At 39.7% G+C, this 19,691-nt stretch carries 17 protein-coding genes; 10 read left to right on the top strand and 7 right to left on the bottom strand.

Annotated features, from left to right (window positions below):
* From QYZ87_10570 to QYZ87_10540, 7 genes are all read right to left on the bottom strand, one after another.
* Positions 1-677, bottom strand: a 677-nt coding sequence (locus QYZ87_10570) for a Nif3-like dinuclear metal center hexameric protein (GenBank protein MDN4754952.1), incomplete at its 3' end; no start/stop codon positions are given.
* Positions 678-680: 3 nt separating this feature from the next.
* Entirely contained in the window at positions 681-1,718 is a 1,038-nt protein-coding gene (gene mltG, locus QYZ87_10565; protein MDN4754951.1) for an endolytic transglycosylase MltG, read from the bottom strand.
* Positions 1,719-1,720: 2 nt separating this feature from the next.
* Positions 1,721-3,073, bottom strand: coding sequence for a tetratricopeptide repeat protein (locus tag QYZ87_10560; protein ID MDN4754950.1), 1,353 nt, complete (start codon positions 3,071-3,073; stop codon positions 1,721-1,723).
* Between the two features lie 163 nt (positions 3,074-3,236).
* Positions 3,237-5,723 carry a bifunctional UDP-N-acetylmuramoyl-tripeptide:D-alanyl-D-alanine ligase/alanine racemase gene (locus tag QYZ87_10555; protein ID MDN4754949.1) on the bottom strand — a complete coding sequence of 829 codons (2,487 nt, stop codon included), beginning with the start codon at positions 5,721-5,723 and terminating at the stop codon, positions 3,237-3,239.
* 4 nt (positions 5,724-5,727) lie between these two features.
* Complete coding sequence (locus QYZ87_10550; GenBank protein ID MDN4754948.1) at positions 5,728-6,717, bottom strand: GSCFA domain-containing protein; 990 nt, start codon at positions 6,715-6,717, stop codon at positions 5,728-5,730.
* A 12-nt stretch (positions 6,718-6,729) separates the two neighbouring features.
* Positions 6,730-7,290, bottom strand: coding sequence for a hypothetical protein (locus QYZ87_10545; protein ID MDN4754947.1), 561 nt, complete (start codon positions 7,288-7,290; stop codon positions 6,730-6,732).
* A gap of 92 nt (positions 7,291-7,382) precedes the next feature.
* The gene (locus tag QYZ87_10540; protein ID MDN4754946.1) at positions 7,383-8,012 is read right to left on the bottom strand and encodes a peroxiredoxin; all 630 of its coding nucleotides are present in this window, start codon (positions 8,010-8,012) and stop codon (positions 7,383-7,385) included.
* Positions 8,013-9,045: 1,033 nt separating this feature from the next.
* On the opposite strand from QYZ87_10540, the gene QYZ87_10535 reads away from it, so the two are divergent.
* From QYZ87_10535 to QYZ87_10490, 10 genes are all read left to right on the top strand, one after another.
* Positions 9,046-11,079, top strand: a complete 2,034-nt coding sequence (locus tag QYZ87_10535) for a transketolase (protein MDN4754945.1) — start codon at positions 9,046-9,048, stop codon at positions 11,077-11,079.
* Between the two features lie 20 nt (positions 11,080-11,099).
* Entirely contained in the window at positions 11,100-11,531 is a 432-nt protein-coding gene (locus QYZ87_10530) for an RpiB/LacA/LacB family sugar-phosphate isomerase (GenBank protein ID MDN4754944.1), read from the top strand.
* Positions 11,532-11,817: 286 nt separating this feature from the next.
* The gene (locus QYZ87_10525) at positions 11,818-13,794 is read left to right on the top strand and encodes a M3 family metallopeptidase (protein ID MDN4754943.1); all 1,977 of its coding nucleotides are present in this window, start codon (positions 11,818-11,820) and stop codon (positions 13,792-13,794) included.
* A gap of 386 nt (positions 13,795-14,180) precedes the next feature.
* Positions 14,181-14,579: a DUF1573 domain-containing protein gene (locus QYZ87_10520; GenBank protein ID MDN4754942.1), complete on the top strand. Its 399-nt coding sequence runs from the start codon at positions 14,181-14,183 to the stop codon at positions 14,577-14,579.
* A 140-nt stretch (positions 14,580-14,719) separates the two neighbouring features.
* Entirely contained in the window at positions 14,720-15,271 is a 552-nt protein-coding gene (locus QYZ87_10515) for a DUF4199 domain-containing protein (GenBank protein ID MDN4754941.1), read from the top strand.
* 16 nt (positions 15,272-15,287) lie between these two features.
* A complete protein-coding gene (locus QYZ87_10510; GenBank protein MDN4754940.1) occupies positions 15,288-16,247 on the top strand; it encodes a glycosyltransferase family 2 protein in 960 nt (319 codons plus the stop codon).
* Positions 16,237-17,262, top strand: a complete 1,026-nt coding sequence (locus tag QYZ87_10505; protein MDN4754939.1) for an FAD:protein FMN transferase — start codon at positions 16,237-16,239, stop codon at positions 17,260-17,262. The genes QYZ87_10510 and QYZ87_10505 overlap by 11 nt, the downstream gene beginning before the upstream one ends.
* A 1-nt stretch (position 17,263) precedes the next feature.
* Positions 17,264-17,953 carry a hypothetical protein gene (locus QYZ87_10500; protein ID MDN4754938.1) on the top strand — a complete coding sequence of 230 codons (690 nt, stop codon included), beginning with the start codon at positions 17,264-17,266 and terminating at the stop codon, positions 17,951-17,953.
* Positions 17,950-18,618: a uracil-DNA glycosylase gene (gene ung, locus QYZ87_10495; protein ID MDN4754937.1), complete on the top strand. Its 669-nt coding sequence runs from the start codon at positions 17,950-17,952 to the stop codon at positions 18,616-18,618. The genes QYZ87_10500 and ung overlap by 4 nt, the downstream gene beginning before the upstream one ends.
* Positions 18,619-18,637: 19 nt before the next feature.
* Entirely contained in the window at positions 18,638-19,645 is a 1,008-nt protein-coding gene (locus tag QYZ87_10490) for an aspartate-semialdehyde dehydrogenase (protein MDN4754936.1), read from the top strand.
* Positions 19,646-19,691 lie beyond the last annotated feature (46 nt).

Below are 19,691 nucleotides of genomic sequence, written 5' to 3'. Positions count from 1 at the left end.
TCAAAATGCCCAATAACCATTAATGTAAGCAAGTCTTGAGCATCATAATAATCATTATACTTTGCCTCTCCTGTGATGAAAATATCAGCACCTTGCTCTGCTGCAGATTTCATCAAAAATGCTCCACTTCCCCCACAGTATGCGATTCGCTTAACATTTTGATGAAGAATTTCACTGTGTGCAATCTGTTCAATCGGCTGAAAATCTTTCATCTTACGGACCAATTCATCAATTGAGATTTCATCAGGAAGATCACCAATGATACCTGCTCCGATATTTGGGTTCTTTGGATCAATTGGAGAAATAGGTTTAGTATTACATAATCCCATTTTGTCTGCCCAGAAATAATTGACCCCCTTACTATCATTATCTAAATTTGTGTGAGCAGAATAAATAGTTATATCATGCTTGATCGCCATCATGACACAATGATGAATATAATAGTCAGGTGTTATCTGTTTAGTGGCATGGAATAGTAATGGATGATGTGTCACAATAAGATTACACCCCTCCTTAATCGCTTCATCAATAACCAACTCCGTAATATCTATAGCCACAAGCACGCCTCTGAGCTCCTGATTAATATCTCCAACTTGAAGGCCAGAGTTATCCCATGAGTCTTGTTGATTTAGGGGTACTTTACGATCTAGATAATCTAGTACTTCACGAATCTTCATACTCTATTTTACTCCTCTCTTATTAAGCTCAATGGAATACTTCCTAGCATTCTTCATGTGCTGAGCATAGGTCTCAGCAAATTCATGATAACCACTAAAATCTGATTTAGCACACATATAGATGTACTTATGCTCTCGAGCATTAAGTACGCCATCAATAGCAGCAATATCGGGAATACGAATAGGTCCAGGTGGCAACCCAATATTTTGATATGTGTTATAGGGGTCGTTAATCGTAAGGTGATGATGAAGGATTCGGCGTAACCCAAAATCTTTAAGAGCAAACTTGACGGTTGGATCCGATTGTAACCTCATCCCTATTCTCAATCGATTAAGATATAGACCGGCAATATCTGGATACTCATCAATCTTATTACTTTCTTCCTGAACAATGGCAGCAAGATTGATAACTTCATACGGAGTCAGGCCAATAAGTTCAGCTTTTTCCAATCTCTCAGCAGTCCAGAAGTTCTTCGTTTCCTTAGCCATCCTCTCAAGAAGCTCCTTAGGAGTGATATTCCAATAAACTTCATAAGTATTAGGGAGGAGATAGTATACCATCGTGGTATCCTTAATACCAACCTGTTCAAGTAACTCCTTATTATTCATCACTTCAGCGACTTGCATGCTATCAATCATCAACTGATTAGCTATTGATTTATAAAGTGCTCCTGGCAGTCTTTTAGATCGAAAGGTAAGACCAACAGGCGACTGCATTCCATAAACCAGTCGATTATATAAAGCTCTAGTCGTATCATCGATATCTATTAAATAGGATCCCACTATTGGTTCATTCTTTGCAAACTGATTTAAAAGGAATTTTAAATCATTAGCATAAGGGGCATTAGTGACTTGATTAATCTCATCAATCACTTCATTCCACGACATTTCAGGATAGATATATATACGAGCTTGCTTTTCACCACCGACATTAAAAGCAGGTGCTTTACTCCACCTGTAATAGGTATAGTAACCTGCAGAGCAGAGTAATATGATGATAAGTAGTATTACCCCTAGGAGATTCTTTGTTTTCTTCTTCATTTTTACGACATAAAAAAGGTATCATCTCCATTATCTTGTGCATCAATAATGGATTTCATCGTCTTTATAAGATGTTGATTTTCAGGCTCTATATCCAATCCTTGATGAACCGCATCAAGAGCCTTTTCAAAATCTCCTATTCTGAAGTAGCTCTGAGCAAGCTTATTAAGGTAGAATACATACTGTGGTAGCTCACCATTTCTCCCACATTCAGCTACAATTTCCTCCGCTACTTCTATATGCTTTTCATACTCACCAAGAGCAAAATAGGCATTCTCAATTGTAAAGTAAGTGCTTTGCTCATCTGGTAGGGAATCAATATGCTCATTCAGAAAATCGAGAGCCTTTTCCTTAATGATATTTCTCTCATACTCGCTTTGCTTCTGGGCATATGTTGTCACATATATCTGCAAGATATCTTTGATACAATTCTCCTTACGAAAGCCAAGATTAAGACACTCATGATAAATATCAAGGGCAGAGTCATAGTCCTTATTTTGCAAACGTCTTCTGGCTTCAGAGTATAACGAATTCTTACCTTTATTTACCTCATATCCTATAGACTTTGCCTTCTCTAAAATCTCACCCATCAAAAGAGAGATTTTATCCAAGTAATAATTACCATCGTTAGAGACCTTAATATTCTCCATTATAGCAAAAGCATCACTATATGAACCAAAGTCCAAATGAGTTATCATGAGCTGAAGCAAACCACCAATCGTATCAGATTTATGAATATTCTTTGCAGCAGGTCCCTTATGATTTTTACCTTTTTGATAGACCACCTCTATCATTTCGCCCTCGACATTTTTAAGGTTGGGGTCTATGATATCATTTTTATTGAAAAAATATCTTACACCTTCAAGGTTATCGTCTATAAAGCCAAATTGAAAAGTATTTCTTAGCTCCACAATGACTCCCATCGGAGGTATCAAGATGTCAGCTGTACTGGGGTCGTCCTGTATAAATGTCTCTACAATGGATTTAATCTCCTCCTTAATGCTTGAGATCTCATGGTAAACCTCTTTCTCTTGTTCCAGAAGGGCATCACTTTTATAAGGTTCAGAATATGGAGGAGTGGACAGCTTACCCCTCCTCCATGCGTTACGACCTCCCTGACGCTGGTATTTATTTGTATCTTTCTCCCACTTAAGATCTCTAGGAGTTATCTCAATAGGTTTACTTGAAAAGCCAGTAATGGAATCAATCTTGATCCCAATGATATTGTCATCTTCACTCCTTAAGACGATAAAATTATCGTCAATAATCTCAATGACACCACGAATCTCTCTTTCACAAGAATAAATGGAAATATGATCCCCAATTTCAAACTTCTCTTTAATGTACCTTATCATTTTTATTTCCTTCCAAATTCGTAGTGATCACGAAAGATTCAATCATTTTTTCGCTCATCGCTACGATAATATAACTACTATACCAAAGTTACATAAATGAATATAGCTACCCAAATAGCCAAAGTTAAAGTGACTTAATTAAAAAAAGATATGTCTATCTACTCTAGGATTCTGAATAATAACGCCTAACGATTCTATTTGACAGTCGGGCTAATGTCTCATACGGAATCGTAGAACTAGCATCTGACAAATGGATTAACGACAAATCAAATCCGAAAATCGTAACCGATGAGCCTTCTTCCACACTAGGGGCATCTGTAATATCTATCATGATAGTATCCATACAGATATTTCCTATCGTTGGGGCCAAAGACCCATCAGCTAATTTGAAGTGGGCATGACCATTTCCTAGTAGTCGCGAGATACCATCAGCATAACCAATCGGAATAATTCCAATCCTTGAAGGACGGTCAACCTTTCCATGCCTCCCATATCCAACCGTATCACCTGCAGGTACATCCTGTATTTGCAAAATAACAGTCTTCAGCTCAGCCACAGGCTCCAGGCCATAATCTTCATTAGCAATTGGTGAAAATCCATAGAGCCCTATACCTATTCTAGCCATATCTGACGAATAGTTGGAGAAACGAAGGATGCCAGCTGTATTTAGGGCATGCTTCAAAAATGAATAGCCTAGTCCCTCAGCTAACTTCCCGTGAATATAATCCAATTGGTGCAATTGCCCCCAAGTGAATTCGTCCTCATTCGGGTCATCAGCAGCAGCAAGGTGAGTGAAAATAGAGGCGACTCTCACAGTATCCTCATTCTTCAGTAATTCTAATAACTCTGGTATATCACTAGCTTTCATCCCCAGTCGATGCATCCCAGTATCCCACTTAAGGTGTATAGGCAGTGCGTGACTGTTCATATCCCTAGCCTTATTCACGAAGCTTTTTAATAGAGAGAGGCTATAGATCTCTGGCTGTAGCTCATGCTTTATTAGCTGTTCAAAGGATGAGATCTCAGGATTCATGACTATGATTGGCGTATGGATTCCTCTTTCGCGTAAATGAATACCTTCATCTACTACAGCTACAGCTAGGTAGTCCACTTCATTCCGCTGAAGTGTCTTGGCCACCTCATAGGCACCTAACCCATAACCATCAGCCTTAATCATACAGATCACCTTCGTGCCCTTAGGTAAAAAGGCCTTATGCTGATTTAGGTTATGAGTTAACCTCGAAAGATTGACATTCAGGATCGTTTGATGGGTCCGTTGCTTAAGACGCTCTATGATATTCTCAAACTTAGCAACTCTAGCACCTTTTAATAGAATGATATGATCTTTCAGTTTCGGTAGGAGGATATGCTCTGTCAGCTCAGCTTCATCCATGTAGCTAAGCACTTCATTGGCGTGAAAAAGAGATTGAAAATGATCTAATTTGGGTCCGACCAAAATTATCTTATCAATCAAATACTGATTAACCAATTCTGCCACACGCACATACAATTCCTCTGGATTTCTAGAGCTTTCTAGCATATCGGATAAGATCAGTGCTGTAGGATCATCATCACTATTACGCCGATTCATAAAGTCCAAGGCAATCCTCAGAGAATCATAATCTGAGCTATAGGTATCATTGATGAGTAAAGTATTATCCATCCCCTCAACGACTTCTAGCCTCATTGAGATCGGAGTAAGTTTCTTATACAGTCCCACATCTATAGACAAATCGTGGTCCAGCTCACTTAACACCAATATGGCTAAGTAACAACATTGTAGTGTCCCTTCATCCAAAAAAGGCAACTCAACCACCATATCCTGCCCCTTCAGCATCATAGAGACCTCCGTAAAATGTGAATGATACTTCACGGATGAGATAAATAGTGGGACATCTTTATCAACCTTACTCCAAAACAATGTTTTACCCACGAGCGAAGAGGCCTCTAACTCTTCTCTAATCAAAGGGTCATCGTAGGGGGCGAATATTTTATCACACCTTTCGAAAAGTTTGAGTTTCTCTTTTAGCTTACATTTGATGCTATCAAAGTTCTCCTGATGTGCCTCTCCTAAATGTGTCAAAATCCCCCAATCAGGCTGTATCATCTGTTCCAATGCTGTCATCTCCATTGGTCGTGATATGCCCGCCTCTATAATAGCTAACTCATCTCTATCATCTATGCTCCAGAGTGAAAGAGGTACGCCTATAGATGAGTTATAACTCTTTGGAGACCGCCCTACTCTATACTCGCTACTTAAGAGCTGATAGAGTAATTCCTTAAGAATTGTCTTCCCGTTGCTGCCAGTGATTCCGATGACTGGGATATGCAATTGATTTCGTTTCCATGTTGCCACCTGATGTAAGGCCTTCAGCGTATCACCAACCCTAATAAATATGGCATCTGGATAGTCCTTCAGCCACCCCTCCTCTATCGGTTGAGATACCACAAAAGACCGCACTCCTTTTGCAAGTAAATCATAGACATAATTATGACCATTCCCTTTTTCTGTCACGAGAGCAAAGAAAAGAGTCTGAGCCGGAAAACTTAATGACCGACTATCCGTAAGTAAGACATCTATTTTTCGATCAGAATTGACACCATCAACCCCAATCGCTGCTGCAATTTCTGCTAAGCTATACATACTCATAGCTTTATAATTCTTCTAACTTTTTATTTATATATTCAAGTTGCTCTTCCAAGTATGGATGGGACATCTTTTCACTAAAATGGATTAATCTCTCCTGTATAGATTCATAGTACCCTCGGATAGTTGGCAGATGGGTAGTCAATGGCTTGTGCCGAAGCATTCCTCGAATTGAGTGCCACTCTTTCGAAAGAACAGCCTCACCCTCTTCGTCGATGTACGCATTATAGAATCTATTTATGATATAACTAATAGCTAGATCATTGGGATGAGCGAAATCATCTTTATAAAATCTATATTCTCTCAGCTCATCCTGCATTATCTCATACGATGGAAAGTAATGGACAGCAGGCAATTTACAAAGTTCATCAATGGCTAGGTGCAGAATGGCTTTGCTCAACCTATTATCATGAGCTCCATCACGGTAGTGACATATTGGACTAACGGTGAAAAGCACTTCCAGCTGAGAATTAAGTCTTCTTAGATCTGATATGATTGGTGTCCAAATGTCCACAATCTCCTTGACCTTAAGCCGTCTTCGACTAAAATAATCATCATTTGGCAGTTTATGGCAATTATTCACAACAGCTCCTGTCTTCAAGTGTTCATAAACAAATGCCGTACCAAACGTGAGGACTAGTAATGATGTATCTTTAAGAGAGTCACACGTTTCCCTATAGGACTGGACCATTCCCCTGAGTGCTAGATCTTTATTAGCGTTAGAAAAGTTGCTATGATGCATAAAGCTGTGCCACTCATTGAGATGAAAAAAGAGTTCATCTTCACATGGGATATCTTCATGAAGCACCCTATGAACACCAGACGCCATAGAGAGCGGGTTGTACATGATACCAAATGGGGATCCTTTAACATCGAATAGATCCTCATAAAGAGACCGCATCAGCTCCTGAGCAAAACAAGAACCCCATAGCACCATCTTATCCTTTCTGTCGTACAAAGTGTGATGCTTTGGAATCTCTAGGTGGTAAGAAAACATGTCAAAAAAAAATTATCTAGGAATCAAGGTTGCAAATTTAATACAATCAGCTTTATCCAAGTTGCCTTTAGGTGGTTTTTTATCATCAAAAAGTGAGGCTTGAGGTATCTCAGCCCAATCATCAAACCACTCAATGTCAACCACCACTCCATGGGTGCTGTAAGAATGACTAAGATAATCTGAGGTGCCTGATGAGAACAGCCAAATAAGGTCTTCTTTCAAATCTGTGGCAATAGATCTAAGTCCATTCACACAAAGCCATGACATACCCACTATATCACCATTCTGATTCTCGATGAACTTTGTAAATAAATCCACTTGTAGTTTATTCTGTCCCTTAAGTACCTGTGCTCTATTAACCTCTGCCATCAGTCTGTCATTCAAGACATCAGCATCATCGTGAGCATATAGTAAATATGGATATTGACCCTCATAACCCTTCTGATTGTAAAACGTAGTCCAGTCAGCACGCTCCAATAAAAAAGCTGCCGATAGATCGATCGCCGTCAGCTCATCATCACCCCACTCTTCATTATCATCAATATTTGATGCCGAATAAATATTATCTCGCATTCTAATACTATAAAACAATTATTAAATAAAAAGTGCATCGAATGCCACAGGGGACACTCGATGCACTAAGATACCTATTTTTCAGATGATTTTTAGTGATTTGCTAGGTAATCAGATACACTTTCGTGACTTTCCTTAATAGCATCCTTACCATCTACCCAGTTGGCTGGACATACCTCTCCAAACTGCTCATAGTGCTGAAGGGCATCCACCATACGTATTGCTTCGTCGATATTTCTACCAAGAGGAAGATCATTAATCACCATATGACGTACGATTCCTTCCTTATCAATCAAAAACAAACCACGATAAGCGACAGGATCCCCCTCATAGGTAAGGTTACCCTCTTCATCAATATCCTCCTCACCAGCTAAGACTCCATAGTTTTGTGAAATGGTCTTTGAAAAGTCAGCAAGGATAGGATATTTCACACCCTTGATACCACCTTCTTTTCTGTCCTGAGACAACCACGCAAAGTGTGAAAATTGAGAGTCCACAGAGCACCCAATCAATTGGACATCACGCTTTTCAAACTCATCTATCTTATCTTGGAATGCGTGCAACTCTGTAGGACACACAAATGTAAAGTCCATAGGATAGAAGAATAACACCACATACTTCTTACCCTTAAACTGCTCAAGTGTGAAATTTTCAATTATTTCGCTACCTTTCACGGCTGTAGCGCTGAAGCCTGGGGCTTTTTTACCAACTAATGTGTACATAATTTTTATATTTTTTAAGTTACAAATAATTCAATATTTATGAAGCTGATGACACGATCATCCTTACTCTTTTTGTAAAACAATCGAGTTCGAATTATGTTCACCAGAATAGAAATATTATTTTCTTTGCTCAAATAGTATTCTTTAGCCCTGGAATTTTCTTGTTATATCATCATTAATAAGGTCCATACTGCAATTCTCAACGATGAAAAAGAAGAAAAAGAGCAACGAACTAAACTTGAACAAGAGCTTAGAGGTGATAAAAATCATTCTCCCTAAAATGTGACATTATTTTGTTAGCAAAAACAAAAAAATTGGATGATAATTATTGCTTATACACTTGTAGTACTAGCTACAGGATTAGATATCCACCTAGAAAAACGTATGAAACTTCAATTTTTTGTATATAGCACGGACTTATAGTGCCAATGACCATAATTTCATTGATGTCGAAAATATTTAAAGATGAAAAAGCAAATATGATTTTTATTATGCTGAAAAATAATATTTAATCAAATCTGATTAAATGAAAAGGTCAATCATTTTATCCACACACAATTTATATTATATGGAAATACTATTCAGTATAATACATTTCGTATATCAAATATCTAAGAGCTTCTGCTTTTTTCTATTAAAAGCAGTATAATTTCTTCCTATAGGAAACGTTTCTCCTTCTCATATGAAAAATAATTATTTCCTATGAGAAGCGTTTTTCTTTCATATAACTAAATTCTCCCCAGACTTGCGTATCTTTGCTACATACTATATATCAATGTATATAAGTAATTTACAACCCATATTTGTCGCGTGATAAAGGTTTGAGGAGAGTGACGCCAAAGTTAGCTCACAAGTAAAAATAGAATTCCCCGATTTCTGCATATTCTTCAAAAAACATGACGTACGAAGTTTCAGAAAAAGCGAGGAACTATAATTCTATGGTTTCTTATGCTTTATCTCAGAGGACAATCTCTACCTTTTTGGGTATCTTTGTGGAAAGAGAAATATGAAATTCATAATATAACTACTAATGATGACGAACAATAACTCTCTAAGCTTAAGGGCTGCTGACAACCTTCGTATTTTAGCTCTATCAATGGTGGAGCGGGCTAAATCTGGTCACCCAGGTGGTGCCATGGGCGGTGCTGACTTTGCACACATCTTATTCTCCGAGTACCTCGAATATAGTCCAGAGGAACCCGAATGGATTGCTCGCGACCGCTTTTTCATGGATCCTGGTCACATGTCTCCAATGTTATATGGTGTACTTGCTATGACTGGTCGTTATACCATGGACGATCTTATGAACTTCCGCCAATGGGGTAGCTGTACTCCAGGACACCCTGAACTGGATGTACATCGCGGCGTAGAAAACACATCAGGACCTCTAGGGCTAGGGCATACTATGGCAGTAGGTGCCGCCATTGCAGCAAAGAAGATGGCAGCTCACTTCGGTGAAGAAATAATGCGTCAGAGGATATTTGCTTTCATTTCTGACGGTGGTATCCAAGAGGAGATCTCCCAAGGGGCTGGACGCTTAGCGGGTCACCTCGGACTTGATAACCTAGTCATGTTTTATGACTCTAATGCAGTCCAACTCTCAACGAGGGTCGAAGAGGTCACTAGCGAGAACGTACGAATGAAGTACGAAGCATGGGGCTGGGAAGTCTTCGAAATTAACGGTAATGACCATGATCAGATCCGTGAAGCATTAGATAAGGCTATAGCACTAAAGGGCAAGCCTGCTCTTATCATCGGCAATACCACTATGGGTAAGGGAGCTTTAGGAAATGAGGGTGAGAGCTTTGAGGATCTCGTCAGCACTCACGGACAGCCACTAACAGCTGCTGGAGGGTCTGCATCTATGACCATTGAGGCACTTGGCGGTAATCCAGAGAATCCATTTGTTATCTTTGATGATGTCCAGAAGCTTTATGATGATCGAAAGGCTGTGAACGTATCTAAGTATAATGAGTGGAAGAAAGGGCTTGAGACCTGGAGCCATGAGAATCCTGACAAGGCTACTGAATTAAAGAAGTGGATAGCTCTAGATACAAGCCACCTTGAATGGGATAAGATTGAACAGAAAGCCAATAGTGCTACTCGTGCATCATCGGCTACAGTCTTAGGCTACCTGGCTGAAAATGTACCTAACATGATTGTGAGTAGTGCTGACCTATCTAATTCCGACAAGACTGACGGCTTCCTAAAAAAGACAAAGACCATCACTAAGTACGACTTCACTGGAGGTTTCCTACAGCCTGGGGTTTCAGAATTGACGATGGCTACCGTATGTATCGGTATCGCGTTACATGGAGGACTTCATGTGGCTTGCGGTACATTCTTCGTTTTCTCTGATTATATGAAGCCAGCGGTACGTATCGCTGCCCTCATGGAAGTACCTGTCCGTTTTGTATGGACACATGATGCTTTCCGTGTAGGAGAGGACGGCCCTACCCATGAGCCAGTAGAGCAGGAAGCTCAGATCAGATTAATGGAGAAGCTTCACAATCACTCTGGAAACCCTTCCATGCTAGTGCTAAGACCTGCCGATGTTCACGAAGGAACAGTAGCTTGGCAAATGGCTATGGAGAATAAGCAAACCCCAACAGCTTTAATCTTAAGTCGTCAGAATATAGATGACCTACCTAATAACAACTACAGCAACAGTCAACGAGCGACTAAGGGTGGCTATATCGTATGTCAAGTAGATCAACCTGATGTAGTCCTTGTGGCTTCAGGGTCAGAAGTTTCAACCTTGGTAGCTGGTGCTCAGCTATTAAAGGAAAAGGGTATTAAAGCTAATATCGTCTCTGTGCCAAGTGAAGGGGTGTTCCGTCAACAAAGTAAAGAATACCAAGAAGAGGTATTGCCAACGGATGTACCTCGTTTTGGGCTAACAGCTGGATTGCCAGTTAACCTTGTAGGTCTTATCCCTCCTCAAAATGGTAAGATCTGGGGGCTTGAAAGCTTTGGATTCTCAGCTCCTTATAAGGTCTTAGACGAAAAACTTGGTTTTACGGCTGAGAATGTTATGAAGCAAGTATTAGAATTACTAGGGAAATAATTAATACTACGAATATGGAAATAAAAAAAATAGGATTAGCAAGTGACCATGCAGGCTTTCCAATGAAGGAACATGTGAAAAAAGTTCTCAAGGAATGGATGCCAGAGGTCGAACTCATTGACTTTGGTACGCATAGTGAGGATAGCGTGGATTATCCTGACTTTGCTCACAAACTTGGTGATGCCATCGATAAGGGTGACCTTCAGTGGGGCGTTGCTGTTTGTGGTTCGGCTAATGGGATCTCAATGGCACTTAACAAACATAAGAACGTCAGAGCAGCCATTAGTTGGTGTGAAGAAATTGCTGAATTAGCACGCCTTCATAATAATGCTAATATACTTAGCCTACCTGGGCGTTTTCTTTCGGATGATGAGGGTGAAGCTATTCTACGTAAGTTTTTCACTACAGAGTTTGAAGGCGGTCGTCACCAACGTCGCGTTGAAAAGATTTGATCTTGAGCGAAAGCTCTAAATGAATTATTATATAATAGAGGGTATGTTTTGGCATGCCCTCTATTTTGTCATTAATATATTAAAAAGTACTGACTTCTAGGATAATAAGTATGCATATTAGACCATATAACCAAGTCCAAAGAAGAAAAGCGGAATGCCGTCGACGGTATTTAGGCAATAAGCTTAATTAATGAATCCTAAATCGGACCTTTACTGCATACAAAAATGTATATTTGTTTTCGTACTACAAGAAGGAATTGTAGGTAAATAATTAATGAAAAGAGTTATGACTAAGATTATATTTCCAGACTTTAAAGAGCGGTCCCCGCAACATCTTGCGAACAATGTACGCAAAGAAGCAGAAGCATACAGAGAGGAAATAGAAAAAATTAGAACGTTAGATCAATCACCAACATTTGAAAATACCATCCTAGCACTTGAGACATCAGGGAAGAATTTTGATATCGCTACGGCTATATTCTTCAACCTCCTTAGCTGCGATGCAAATGATGAGATGATGGAGCTATCTCAAGAGTTAATGGGACTATTAACAGACTTGAGTAATGAAGTATCCATGGACCCAATACTTGCAGCTCGTGTAAAGGATGTATATGAGGCTAATCAGTCAGAGCTTTCGGATATAGACAAGCGATTGCTTTTCCGAACATACGAGGGCTACGAAAGACGTGGAGCATACTTAGAGGAACAAAAACGAAAGGAGCTAAAGGAACTTAGGAAGAAGCTAAGCATGGCGACACTAAACTTTGGCCAAAATGTTCTTAAAGAGCAAAATGAATACTCCCTACTAATCACCGATAAGAATGCTCTGAAACGCTTACCAAAATCGGCCATGGAAACAGCCAAAAAGAAAGCTGAAGAAGAGGGTAAGGAAGGATGGCTATTCGACTTCAGTATGCCTTCATATAGTGCTATACTTAAGTACTGCGATGACCGATCCATGCGAGAAAAGATTTTCAGAGATAGAGGTGCCCTCTGTATGGATGGCTCTAAGCCAACTTGTAATAAGGCATTGGTATATGAAATAGCAGAACTTCGATATAAGATAGCCACTCTATTGGGATACAATAGTTATGAAGAATATATATTAAGTGGAAAAATGGCAAAAAGGCCAGAAACGGTCATCAATATGCTTGATGAGCTTCGCGATGCTTACTATCCATTGGCTATGAAAGAAATAGGAGAGGTAACAGCTCATCAAAAGGATTTCAAAGCTTGGGACTGGAGCTATCTGTGTGAACTTTATCGCCAAGAGCACCTTCAGTATGATGAAGAGCAGACACGACCTTATTTTGAACTTTCAAGTGTGGTGCGTGCCATGTTCGACCTTGCCTCTAATCTATACGACTTGAAAATCGCAGAGACAGTCAAGTACTATCCATACAGAGAAGATGTGAAGGTCTATACTGTGACTTCTAAGGACGAACATATAGGCATATTACTATGTGATTTTCACCCAAGAAAGGGGAAACGCTCTGGAGCGTGGATGACTAACTATGTGGAAGCATATGGGGATGTTCGTCCTGTCATTAGCCTAGTGATGAACTTCACTCCTGCGACCTCTGACACGCCATCACTACTAACCTTCGATGAGGTTACTACGCTATTCCATGAATTTGGACATGGCTTGCATGGGCTGCTAACACAAGTCCCCTACTCTTCATTAAGTGGCACGAATGTAGTACATGACTTTGTGGAACTACCCTCCCACTTTAATGAAAACTGGGCTAGACAACCTGAATTCCTTAGGAGCTTTGCTAAGCATTATCAAACTGGAGCAACCATTCCAGACGAACTTTTAGAATCCATTAATCGCAATAGGCTATTTTTGGAAGGCTACGCTTGCATACGCCAGCTTGGATTTGGGTACCTTGATATGAAGTGGCATAGCCAGAACCCTGCTCAATTAACACAAGATCTTGAACTGTTTGAAACAGAGACACTAAAAGAAGTCGAGATGTTACCAAGAGTAGAAGGTACAAGTATCAGCACCGCCTTCTCTCACATCTTTAGTGGAGGGTATGCAGCAGGCTACTATGGGTACAAGTGGAGTGAAATCCTTGAGGCCGATGCTTTTGAGGAATTTCTTTCTCATGGATTAACTGATCATGAGACATCCCTACGATTCAAGAATGAGATCCTAGAACGCGGTGATTCCGAAGACCCTGAGATACTATATAAGAATTTTAAAGGGCGTCCTGCATCCATTGATGCACTCAAGAGACGCTCTGGATTGATTAGCTAAGAATAACTTTCTGGATTTTTGAACCCCCCTTCAGTATGCCTCTGTGATGGATGAGATACATGGAACTTAGGTGAGGGTTACAGGATACGTACTAGGTACGAGACGATCTCAGAATGCCCAAACTTATATGGCAGACTGATACCAAGCACACGGTCAAATAAGTTTAAATAATTGTAATTCAATGAAACTTATCGTCAAAGCATACTAAAATACAGCGATAGTTAATGTCATTATTTTAGTATTCAAATGAATTGTCGTACATTTGTGGCGTGTTGGCTTTCTTATTAAGTCCGCATTGGTGTTTAAACCAAATGATGATTTAGTAATCAAATGTATAGACATACAGATAATTTGATTAAAGAAAGAAACTTTAAGAACATAGTAATATGAAAAAGATTTTAATGGTAACCCTAACTTTGATGCTTAGCCTTTTTGCTATAAATAATGAGGCTTATGCTCAAAATGGAAAGCAGGCAAAGATTGAGGCAGAGGTTACAGAACATGATTTTGGTACAATTAAGGAAAGTGATGGCAATGTATCCTACATTTTTGAAGTGAAAAATGCAGGAAGTGCTCCATTAGTAATTACGAGAGTAATGTCATCTTGTGGTTGTACTACTCCAAGTTTTAGTCGTGAGCCAATTGCTCCTGGAAAAACTGGACAAGTCACTGTTACTTATAACCCTAAAGGTCGTGTTTACCCTTTCGTAAAGACTATCTCGGTTTATAGCAATGGCAAAGAAGGCCCTCTAGTATTGACCATTAAGGGTGAAGTTGTTGACTAAATCCCTTATTTGAATGATACTATTTACGGGTAATTATTCTTTTACTCGAAAAAGGTAAAAAGATACTAAGCCCTCTCATGCAAGAAATCATTTGCTTGAGGGGGCTTAATGATTAAATTAATGATAAACTAAATTACATAATGGACAATAATAAACCGAACCCTGATCCTCAACCTTATAAAAGTGTGCTTGCAAAATATATGACTCTGGCGATGCAGAATGGCCTTAAATTAGGTGGGCTATTTGCTTTACAGGCTGTTAGTATGCTTCTATATAAATTTGGGATAATATCTTCTCTGCTTTTTTTAGGTGCATTTATAGCTGTTCCGATTTATTTAGTAATACTTGGGAATCAATTTAGAGACAATCAATTGGGTGGTCAAATAAGATATACACAAGCCGTTGGATACCTCTCATGGAGCTATCTATTTTCACTCATCGTTGCAGCCATTGTGTTTTTTGTTGCATTCACTATCCTATTCAATGATATCTATTTTTTGAATATGATGGAGGAAAATATAATCACGCTAGAAAATATATTAGCTGACACACCTAATGGGGATGAAATGATGGATTCTATTCGAAATCTGACCCCTCGATCTGTAACCATTCAGACTATTGTTTCAGCTCTCTTTTTTGGTGTGATATATATCTATATTGTTGGTATCTTTATCAAGCGAACCAATAAGTAATACATGTCATTTGGAAATGTGTCAGAAAGTTGCACTAACGGTACTGATTCCTCTATATAACGAGGATAAATCATTGAGGGAATTGCATTCCTGGATCACAGATGTTATCCAGAAGATGAATATAAGCTACGAGATTATATTCGTGGATGATGGTAGTCGTGATCAGTCTTGGTCCGTCATAACTGATATATCAAGGACTGATGAGCATGTCAGAGCCTTTCGCTTCTCGAAAAACTATGGGAAGTCACCTGCACTTCAGATCGGGTTTCAGAATTCTTGTGGTGATGTAGTCATCACGATGGATGCTGATCTTCAGGATTCACCAGATGAGATACCAGAACTTTACCGAATGATTACGGTAGAAGGGTATGATTTAGTGAGCGGGTGGAAAAGAAAACGATATGACCCTCTGTCTAAAACGATTCCAACCAAACTGTTTAATGCGACTGTTCGTCGTTTCTCGGGGATCAAACTACACGACTTCAATTGTGGGTTAAAGAGCTACAGAGGCGAAGTGGTAAAGAATATTGAGGTCTATAATGACATGCATCGGTTCCTCCCCTACATGGCTAAGATGGCTGGATATGAAAAGATTACAGAGCTACCTGTCCATCACCAAGCTAGAAAATATGGGAAAACGAAGTTTGGGATGAGTCGTTTTGTGAATGGTTACCTAGACTTACTTGTCTTATGGTTCACAGATCGCTTTGGTCGTAAACCGATGCACTTTTTTGGACTATGGGGTAGCGTGATGTTCTTCATAGGATTTATAGCACTCTTATATATCATCATCTATAAGTTTGTAGCACTACAGCAGGGAGTACCAGCACGTCTTATTACTGACTTGCCTTACTTTTACCTGTGTATCCTTAGTATCATTTTGGGCGTTCAGATGTTTCTGGCAGGTTTCTTGGGAGAACTCATCTCTAGGCAGGCTAAAAACAGAAATCATTACATTATAAAAGATGAAATCTAGACTTATCTACATCACTCTCATCTCCTTTGCTTTGTGCCTTGGGGGATGTAAGAAAACCAATAATACAGCGTACATCAAAGAGAGTAGCACACGTTTTCATACAACATACCACTTAACGTACCAGCACGAGCGAGCACTGACAGCAGAAATAGACTCTGTCTTTGACTCCTTCAATGCTATCCTCAATCCCTTTGACTCAACTTCATTAGTCGCAAAATTTAATCGAAATGAGACCGATGAGCTACATCCTATGCTAGATGATGTAATATCAAAGGCAATAGAGGTTAGCGAACAAACTAATGGGCTCTACGATATAACTGGTGCTCCACTTTTTGATCTCTGGGGATTTGGCACAAAGAAAGGGGTAACCCGAACAGCTTCACAAGAGGAGATTGATAGCACGCTCAATTATGTAGGTTATAAAAAACTTATTGTAGATAGAGAGCATAAAAGGCTAAAAAAGGAGGACGATCGACTTTCCTTAAATCCCTCATCGCTCTCCAAGGGTTACATCACAGACTTGGTGGCAAAAGAACTTGAACGTCACGGGGTAACCAATTACTTAGTAGAGATAGGTGGAGAAATAGTAGCCAATGGCGTTAATCCTAAAGGAGAATGCTGGAAAATAGGTATCAATAAGCCTATTCCGGACAGCACCTCTATGGTGAATGACATTATTTTTGCCATTTCTCTTTGTGACAAAGTTGGGGTGGCCTCTAGTGGAGACTACCGTAACTTCAAAGTTGTAGATGGTAAAAAAGTAGCACATACCATTAATGTACTCACCGGCTATCCTGCACACCAAGATATATTGAGTGCGACCGTCATCGCTCCAACTAGTATGGAGGCTGATGCTTGGGCTACTGCCTTTATGGCCATGGGATTAGAAGCCAGCAAGAAGATATTAGATAAACAACCCCAATTAAGTGTCTGCTTAATTTATTCCGATCCAGAAACAGGGGAATATAAAACATACGAAAAAGGAATTCAGATTATTGAATTAGAGAACGAGTGATATGATAGAAAATGATGGCAAATGGCATGATCTTCTGAATCAATTAAGAAAAAGATTTCAGCACTATATGGATGGAGAGATCTCTCAACAACAAAGAGATCTCGGGCTAGACTATGGCATTAACTTTGGGGTCAGTCTGATGCATCTAAGAGAGATTGCTAAGGATCTACCTCATGATAGCTCTCTATCTGATATTATGTGGCAGAAAGATGTCCGCGAGATGAAAATACTATCTGTCCTCATATATCCTACGAGTGAACTTACACATGCCAAAGCACTTTCGCTATGCAAGGAGTGTCCTACTAGAGAGATCGCGGAGCAATTGGTAATCGTACAGTTCCGCAATATCGCACAGGCCGAAAAGCTCGTGTTAGAGATCTTTCAATTAAATCTACCGGAAGAGCATCCAGCTTCTATCATTCCGTATTTACTACTTAACCAGTTAGCCAATAAAGAAAGTGTCTCAGTAGAGACCATTAATAAGCTATTGACCACAATTGGAAATGACTTGACGAAAAGTGATTTTACTTTTCTCACAGCTCTAAATAACTGTGTTAATCGCTTAGCTGAAGTGAGCAAACTTAGACCTGCTCTGATGCACATAGCGACAGAAGCTTTGTCTTCATTATCAGAAAAAGACAGAGGGTACATTATAGCTCTGAACCTTAAAGAATATCTCCTAGAGTTATGAAGGTAAAGATAGACCCAAGTTGGGAAGAAATACTACAAGAGGAGTTTGACAAACCATATTTTATAGATATCACAAATAAGGTGCGTCAGGCTTACAAACAAACTATCGTATATCCGCCCTCATCATTGATTTTTAATGCGTTTAACCTAACTCCTTTTGATCGAGTCAAAGTAGTAATACTAGGTCAAGACCCATATCATGAAGCAGGACAAGCGATGGGACTCAGTTTCTCTGTACCTAATGGGATTCCCAACCCACCGTCCTTACAAAATATATATAAAGAGGCTCATACAGACCTCTCACAACCCATCCCACTGCATGGAGATCTAACTGACTGGGCAAAGCAGGGCGTGCTCTTAATCAATGCTACGCTCACTGTAGAGTCTGGAAGAGCGAACTCTCACGAGCATTTTGGGTGGTATCGATTCACAGATAGGGTGATTCAATTATTGAGTGAAAAGCGAGAGCATATCGTATTCATTCTATGGGGAAGGTTCGCACAGAATAAGGCTCATTTGATAGATCCGAGCAAACATCTTATTTTGAAAGCCCCCCACCCCTCACCTCTATCTGCTCACAGAGGCTTCTTTGGTTCAAAACCATTTTCTCAGACTAATTACTATCTGATGTCTAATGGGATAAAACCAATAGAATGGATTAAATAAACTTTAAAGAATTATCATGATGAATATTGCAATAGTTGGTGCCTCGGGTGCCGTTGGACAAGAACTAATTAAATTACTAGAGGAGAGAAACTTTCCCTACGATCATTTACGACTATTTGGCTCTAAGAGAAGTGTAGGAAGGACCTATACTGTTAAGGGTGAAGCAATCACCGTGGAACTACTGGAGGAGGGGGATACATTCAAGGATATTGACCTCGTGTTTACATCTGCTGGTGGTAGCACATCAGAAGCATTTGCAGAAACGATCACAAAGTATGGAGCTATAATGATTGATAATTCCAGTGCATTCAGACTTGATCCTGAGGTTCCTCTTATTGTTACAGAAGTGAACGCATCCAGAGCATTAAGTACTCCTAGGAATATTATCGCGAATCCTAACTGTACTACAATACAGATGTTGGTTGCCTTAAACGCTATTCACCAGCTATCCCCCATCACCAAAGTACATGTGGCTACTTACCAAAGTGCTAGCGGTGCTGGACAGTCTGGAATTGAGGAGCTGCTAGAACAGACCAAGGAATTTGCAAGAGGTGACGATCTAACGGTTGAGAAGTTTGCCTATCAGCTTTTATTTAACCTTATTCCACAAGTAGATCAATTCACAGAGAACGGATACACCAAGGAAGAGCTAAAGATGATTAATGAAACTCGTAAAATCATGGAGGCTGACTTCCCGGTGAGTGCGACATGTGTAAGAGTTCCCGTCCTAAGAGCCCACTCTGAAGCGATATGGGTGGAGACTGAAGAGCCTATATCTGTGGATCGAGCTAAGGAAGCATTTGCGAGTGCTCCAGGAGTCGTTCTTATGGATATGCCACAAAAGCAGGAATATCCTATGCCTCTATTCCTTTCTGGGAAAGACCCTGTATATGTTGGACGAATAAGAAAAGATCTAACAAATGATAACGGACTTACTTTCTGGTGCGTGAGTGACCAAATCCGAAAAGGTGCCGCATTAAATGCGATACAAATAGCGGAATATCTCTTGGCTAATAGATTTAAATAAACTATATTTGATACTGAAGTAGTACGTGTATAATATAAACAACTAA

The organism is Porphyromonadaceae bacterium W3.11 (genome assembly GCA_030434245.1).
GTDB lineage: Bacteria > Bacteroidota > Bacteroidia > Bacteroidales > Porphyromonadaceae > Porphyromonas_A.
This window is presented reverse-complemented; position numbering and strand designations above follow the sequence as displayed.

Excerpts from the sequence above, each read along its gene's own strand:
- mltG (MDN4754951.1), bottom strand. The coding sequence starts at position 1,718 with ATGAAGAAGAAAACAAAGAATCTCCTAGGGGTAATACTACTTATCATC.
- QYZ87_10510 (MDN4754940.1), top strand. The coding sequence starts at position 15,288 with ATGTGTCAGAAAGTTGCACTAACGGTACTGATTCCTCTATATAACGAG.
- QYZ87_10560 (MDN4754950.1), bottom strand. The coding sequence starts at position 3,073 with ATGATAAGGTACATTAAAGAGAAGTTTGAAATTGGGGATCATATTTCC.
- QYZ87_10520 (MDN4754942.1), top strand. The coding sequence starts at position 14,181 with ATGAAAAAGATTTTAATGGTAACCCTAACTTTGATGCTTAGCCTTTTT.
- QYZ87_10540 (MDN4754946.1), bottom strand. The coding sequence starts at position 8,012 with ATGTACACATTAGTTGGTAAAAAAGCCCCAGGCTTCAGCGCTACAGCC.
- QYZ87_10535 (MDN4754945.1), top strand. The coding sequence starts at position 9,046 with ATGACGAACAATAACTCTCTAAGCTTAAGGGCTGCTGACAACCTTCGT.
- QYZ87_10515 (MDN4754941.1), top strand. The coding sequence starts at position 14,720 with ATGGACAATAATAAACCGAACCCTGATCCTCAACCTTATAAAAGTGTG.
- QYZ87_10525 (MDN4754943.1), top strand. The coding sequence starts at position 11,818 with ATGACTAAGATTATATTTCCAGACTTTAAAGAGCGGTCCCCGCAACAT.
- QYZ87_10550 (MDN4754948.1), bottom strand. The coding sequence starts at position 6,717 with ATGTTTTCTTACCACCTAGAGATTCCAAAGCATCACACTTTGTACGAC.
- QYZ87_10505 (MDN4754939.1), top strand. The coding sequence starts at position 16,237 with ATGAAATCTAGACTTATCTACATCACTCTCATCTCCTTTGCTTTGTGC.
- QYZ87_10500 (MDN4754938.1), top strand. The coding sequence starts at position 17,264 with ATGATAGAAAATGATGGCAAATGGCATGATCTTCTGAATCAATTAAGA.
- QYZ87_10555 (MDN4754949.1), bottom strand. The coding sequence starts at position 5,723 with ATGAGTATGTATAGCTTAGCAGAAATTGCAGCAGCGATTGGGGTTGAT.
- ung (MDN4754937.1), top strand. The coding sequence starts at position 17,950 with ATGAAGGTAAAGATAGACCCAAGTTGGGAAGAAATACTACAAGAGGAG.
- QYZ87_10490 (MDN4754936.1), top strand. The coding sequence starts at position 18,638 with ATGAATATTGCAATAGTTGGTGCCTCGGGTGCCGTTGGACAAGAACTA.
- QYZ87_10545 (MDN4754947.1), bottom strand. The coding sequence starts at position 7,290 with ATGCGAGATAATATTTATTCGGCATCAAATATTGATGATAATGAAGAG.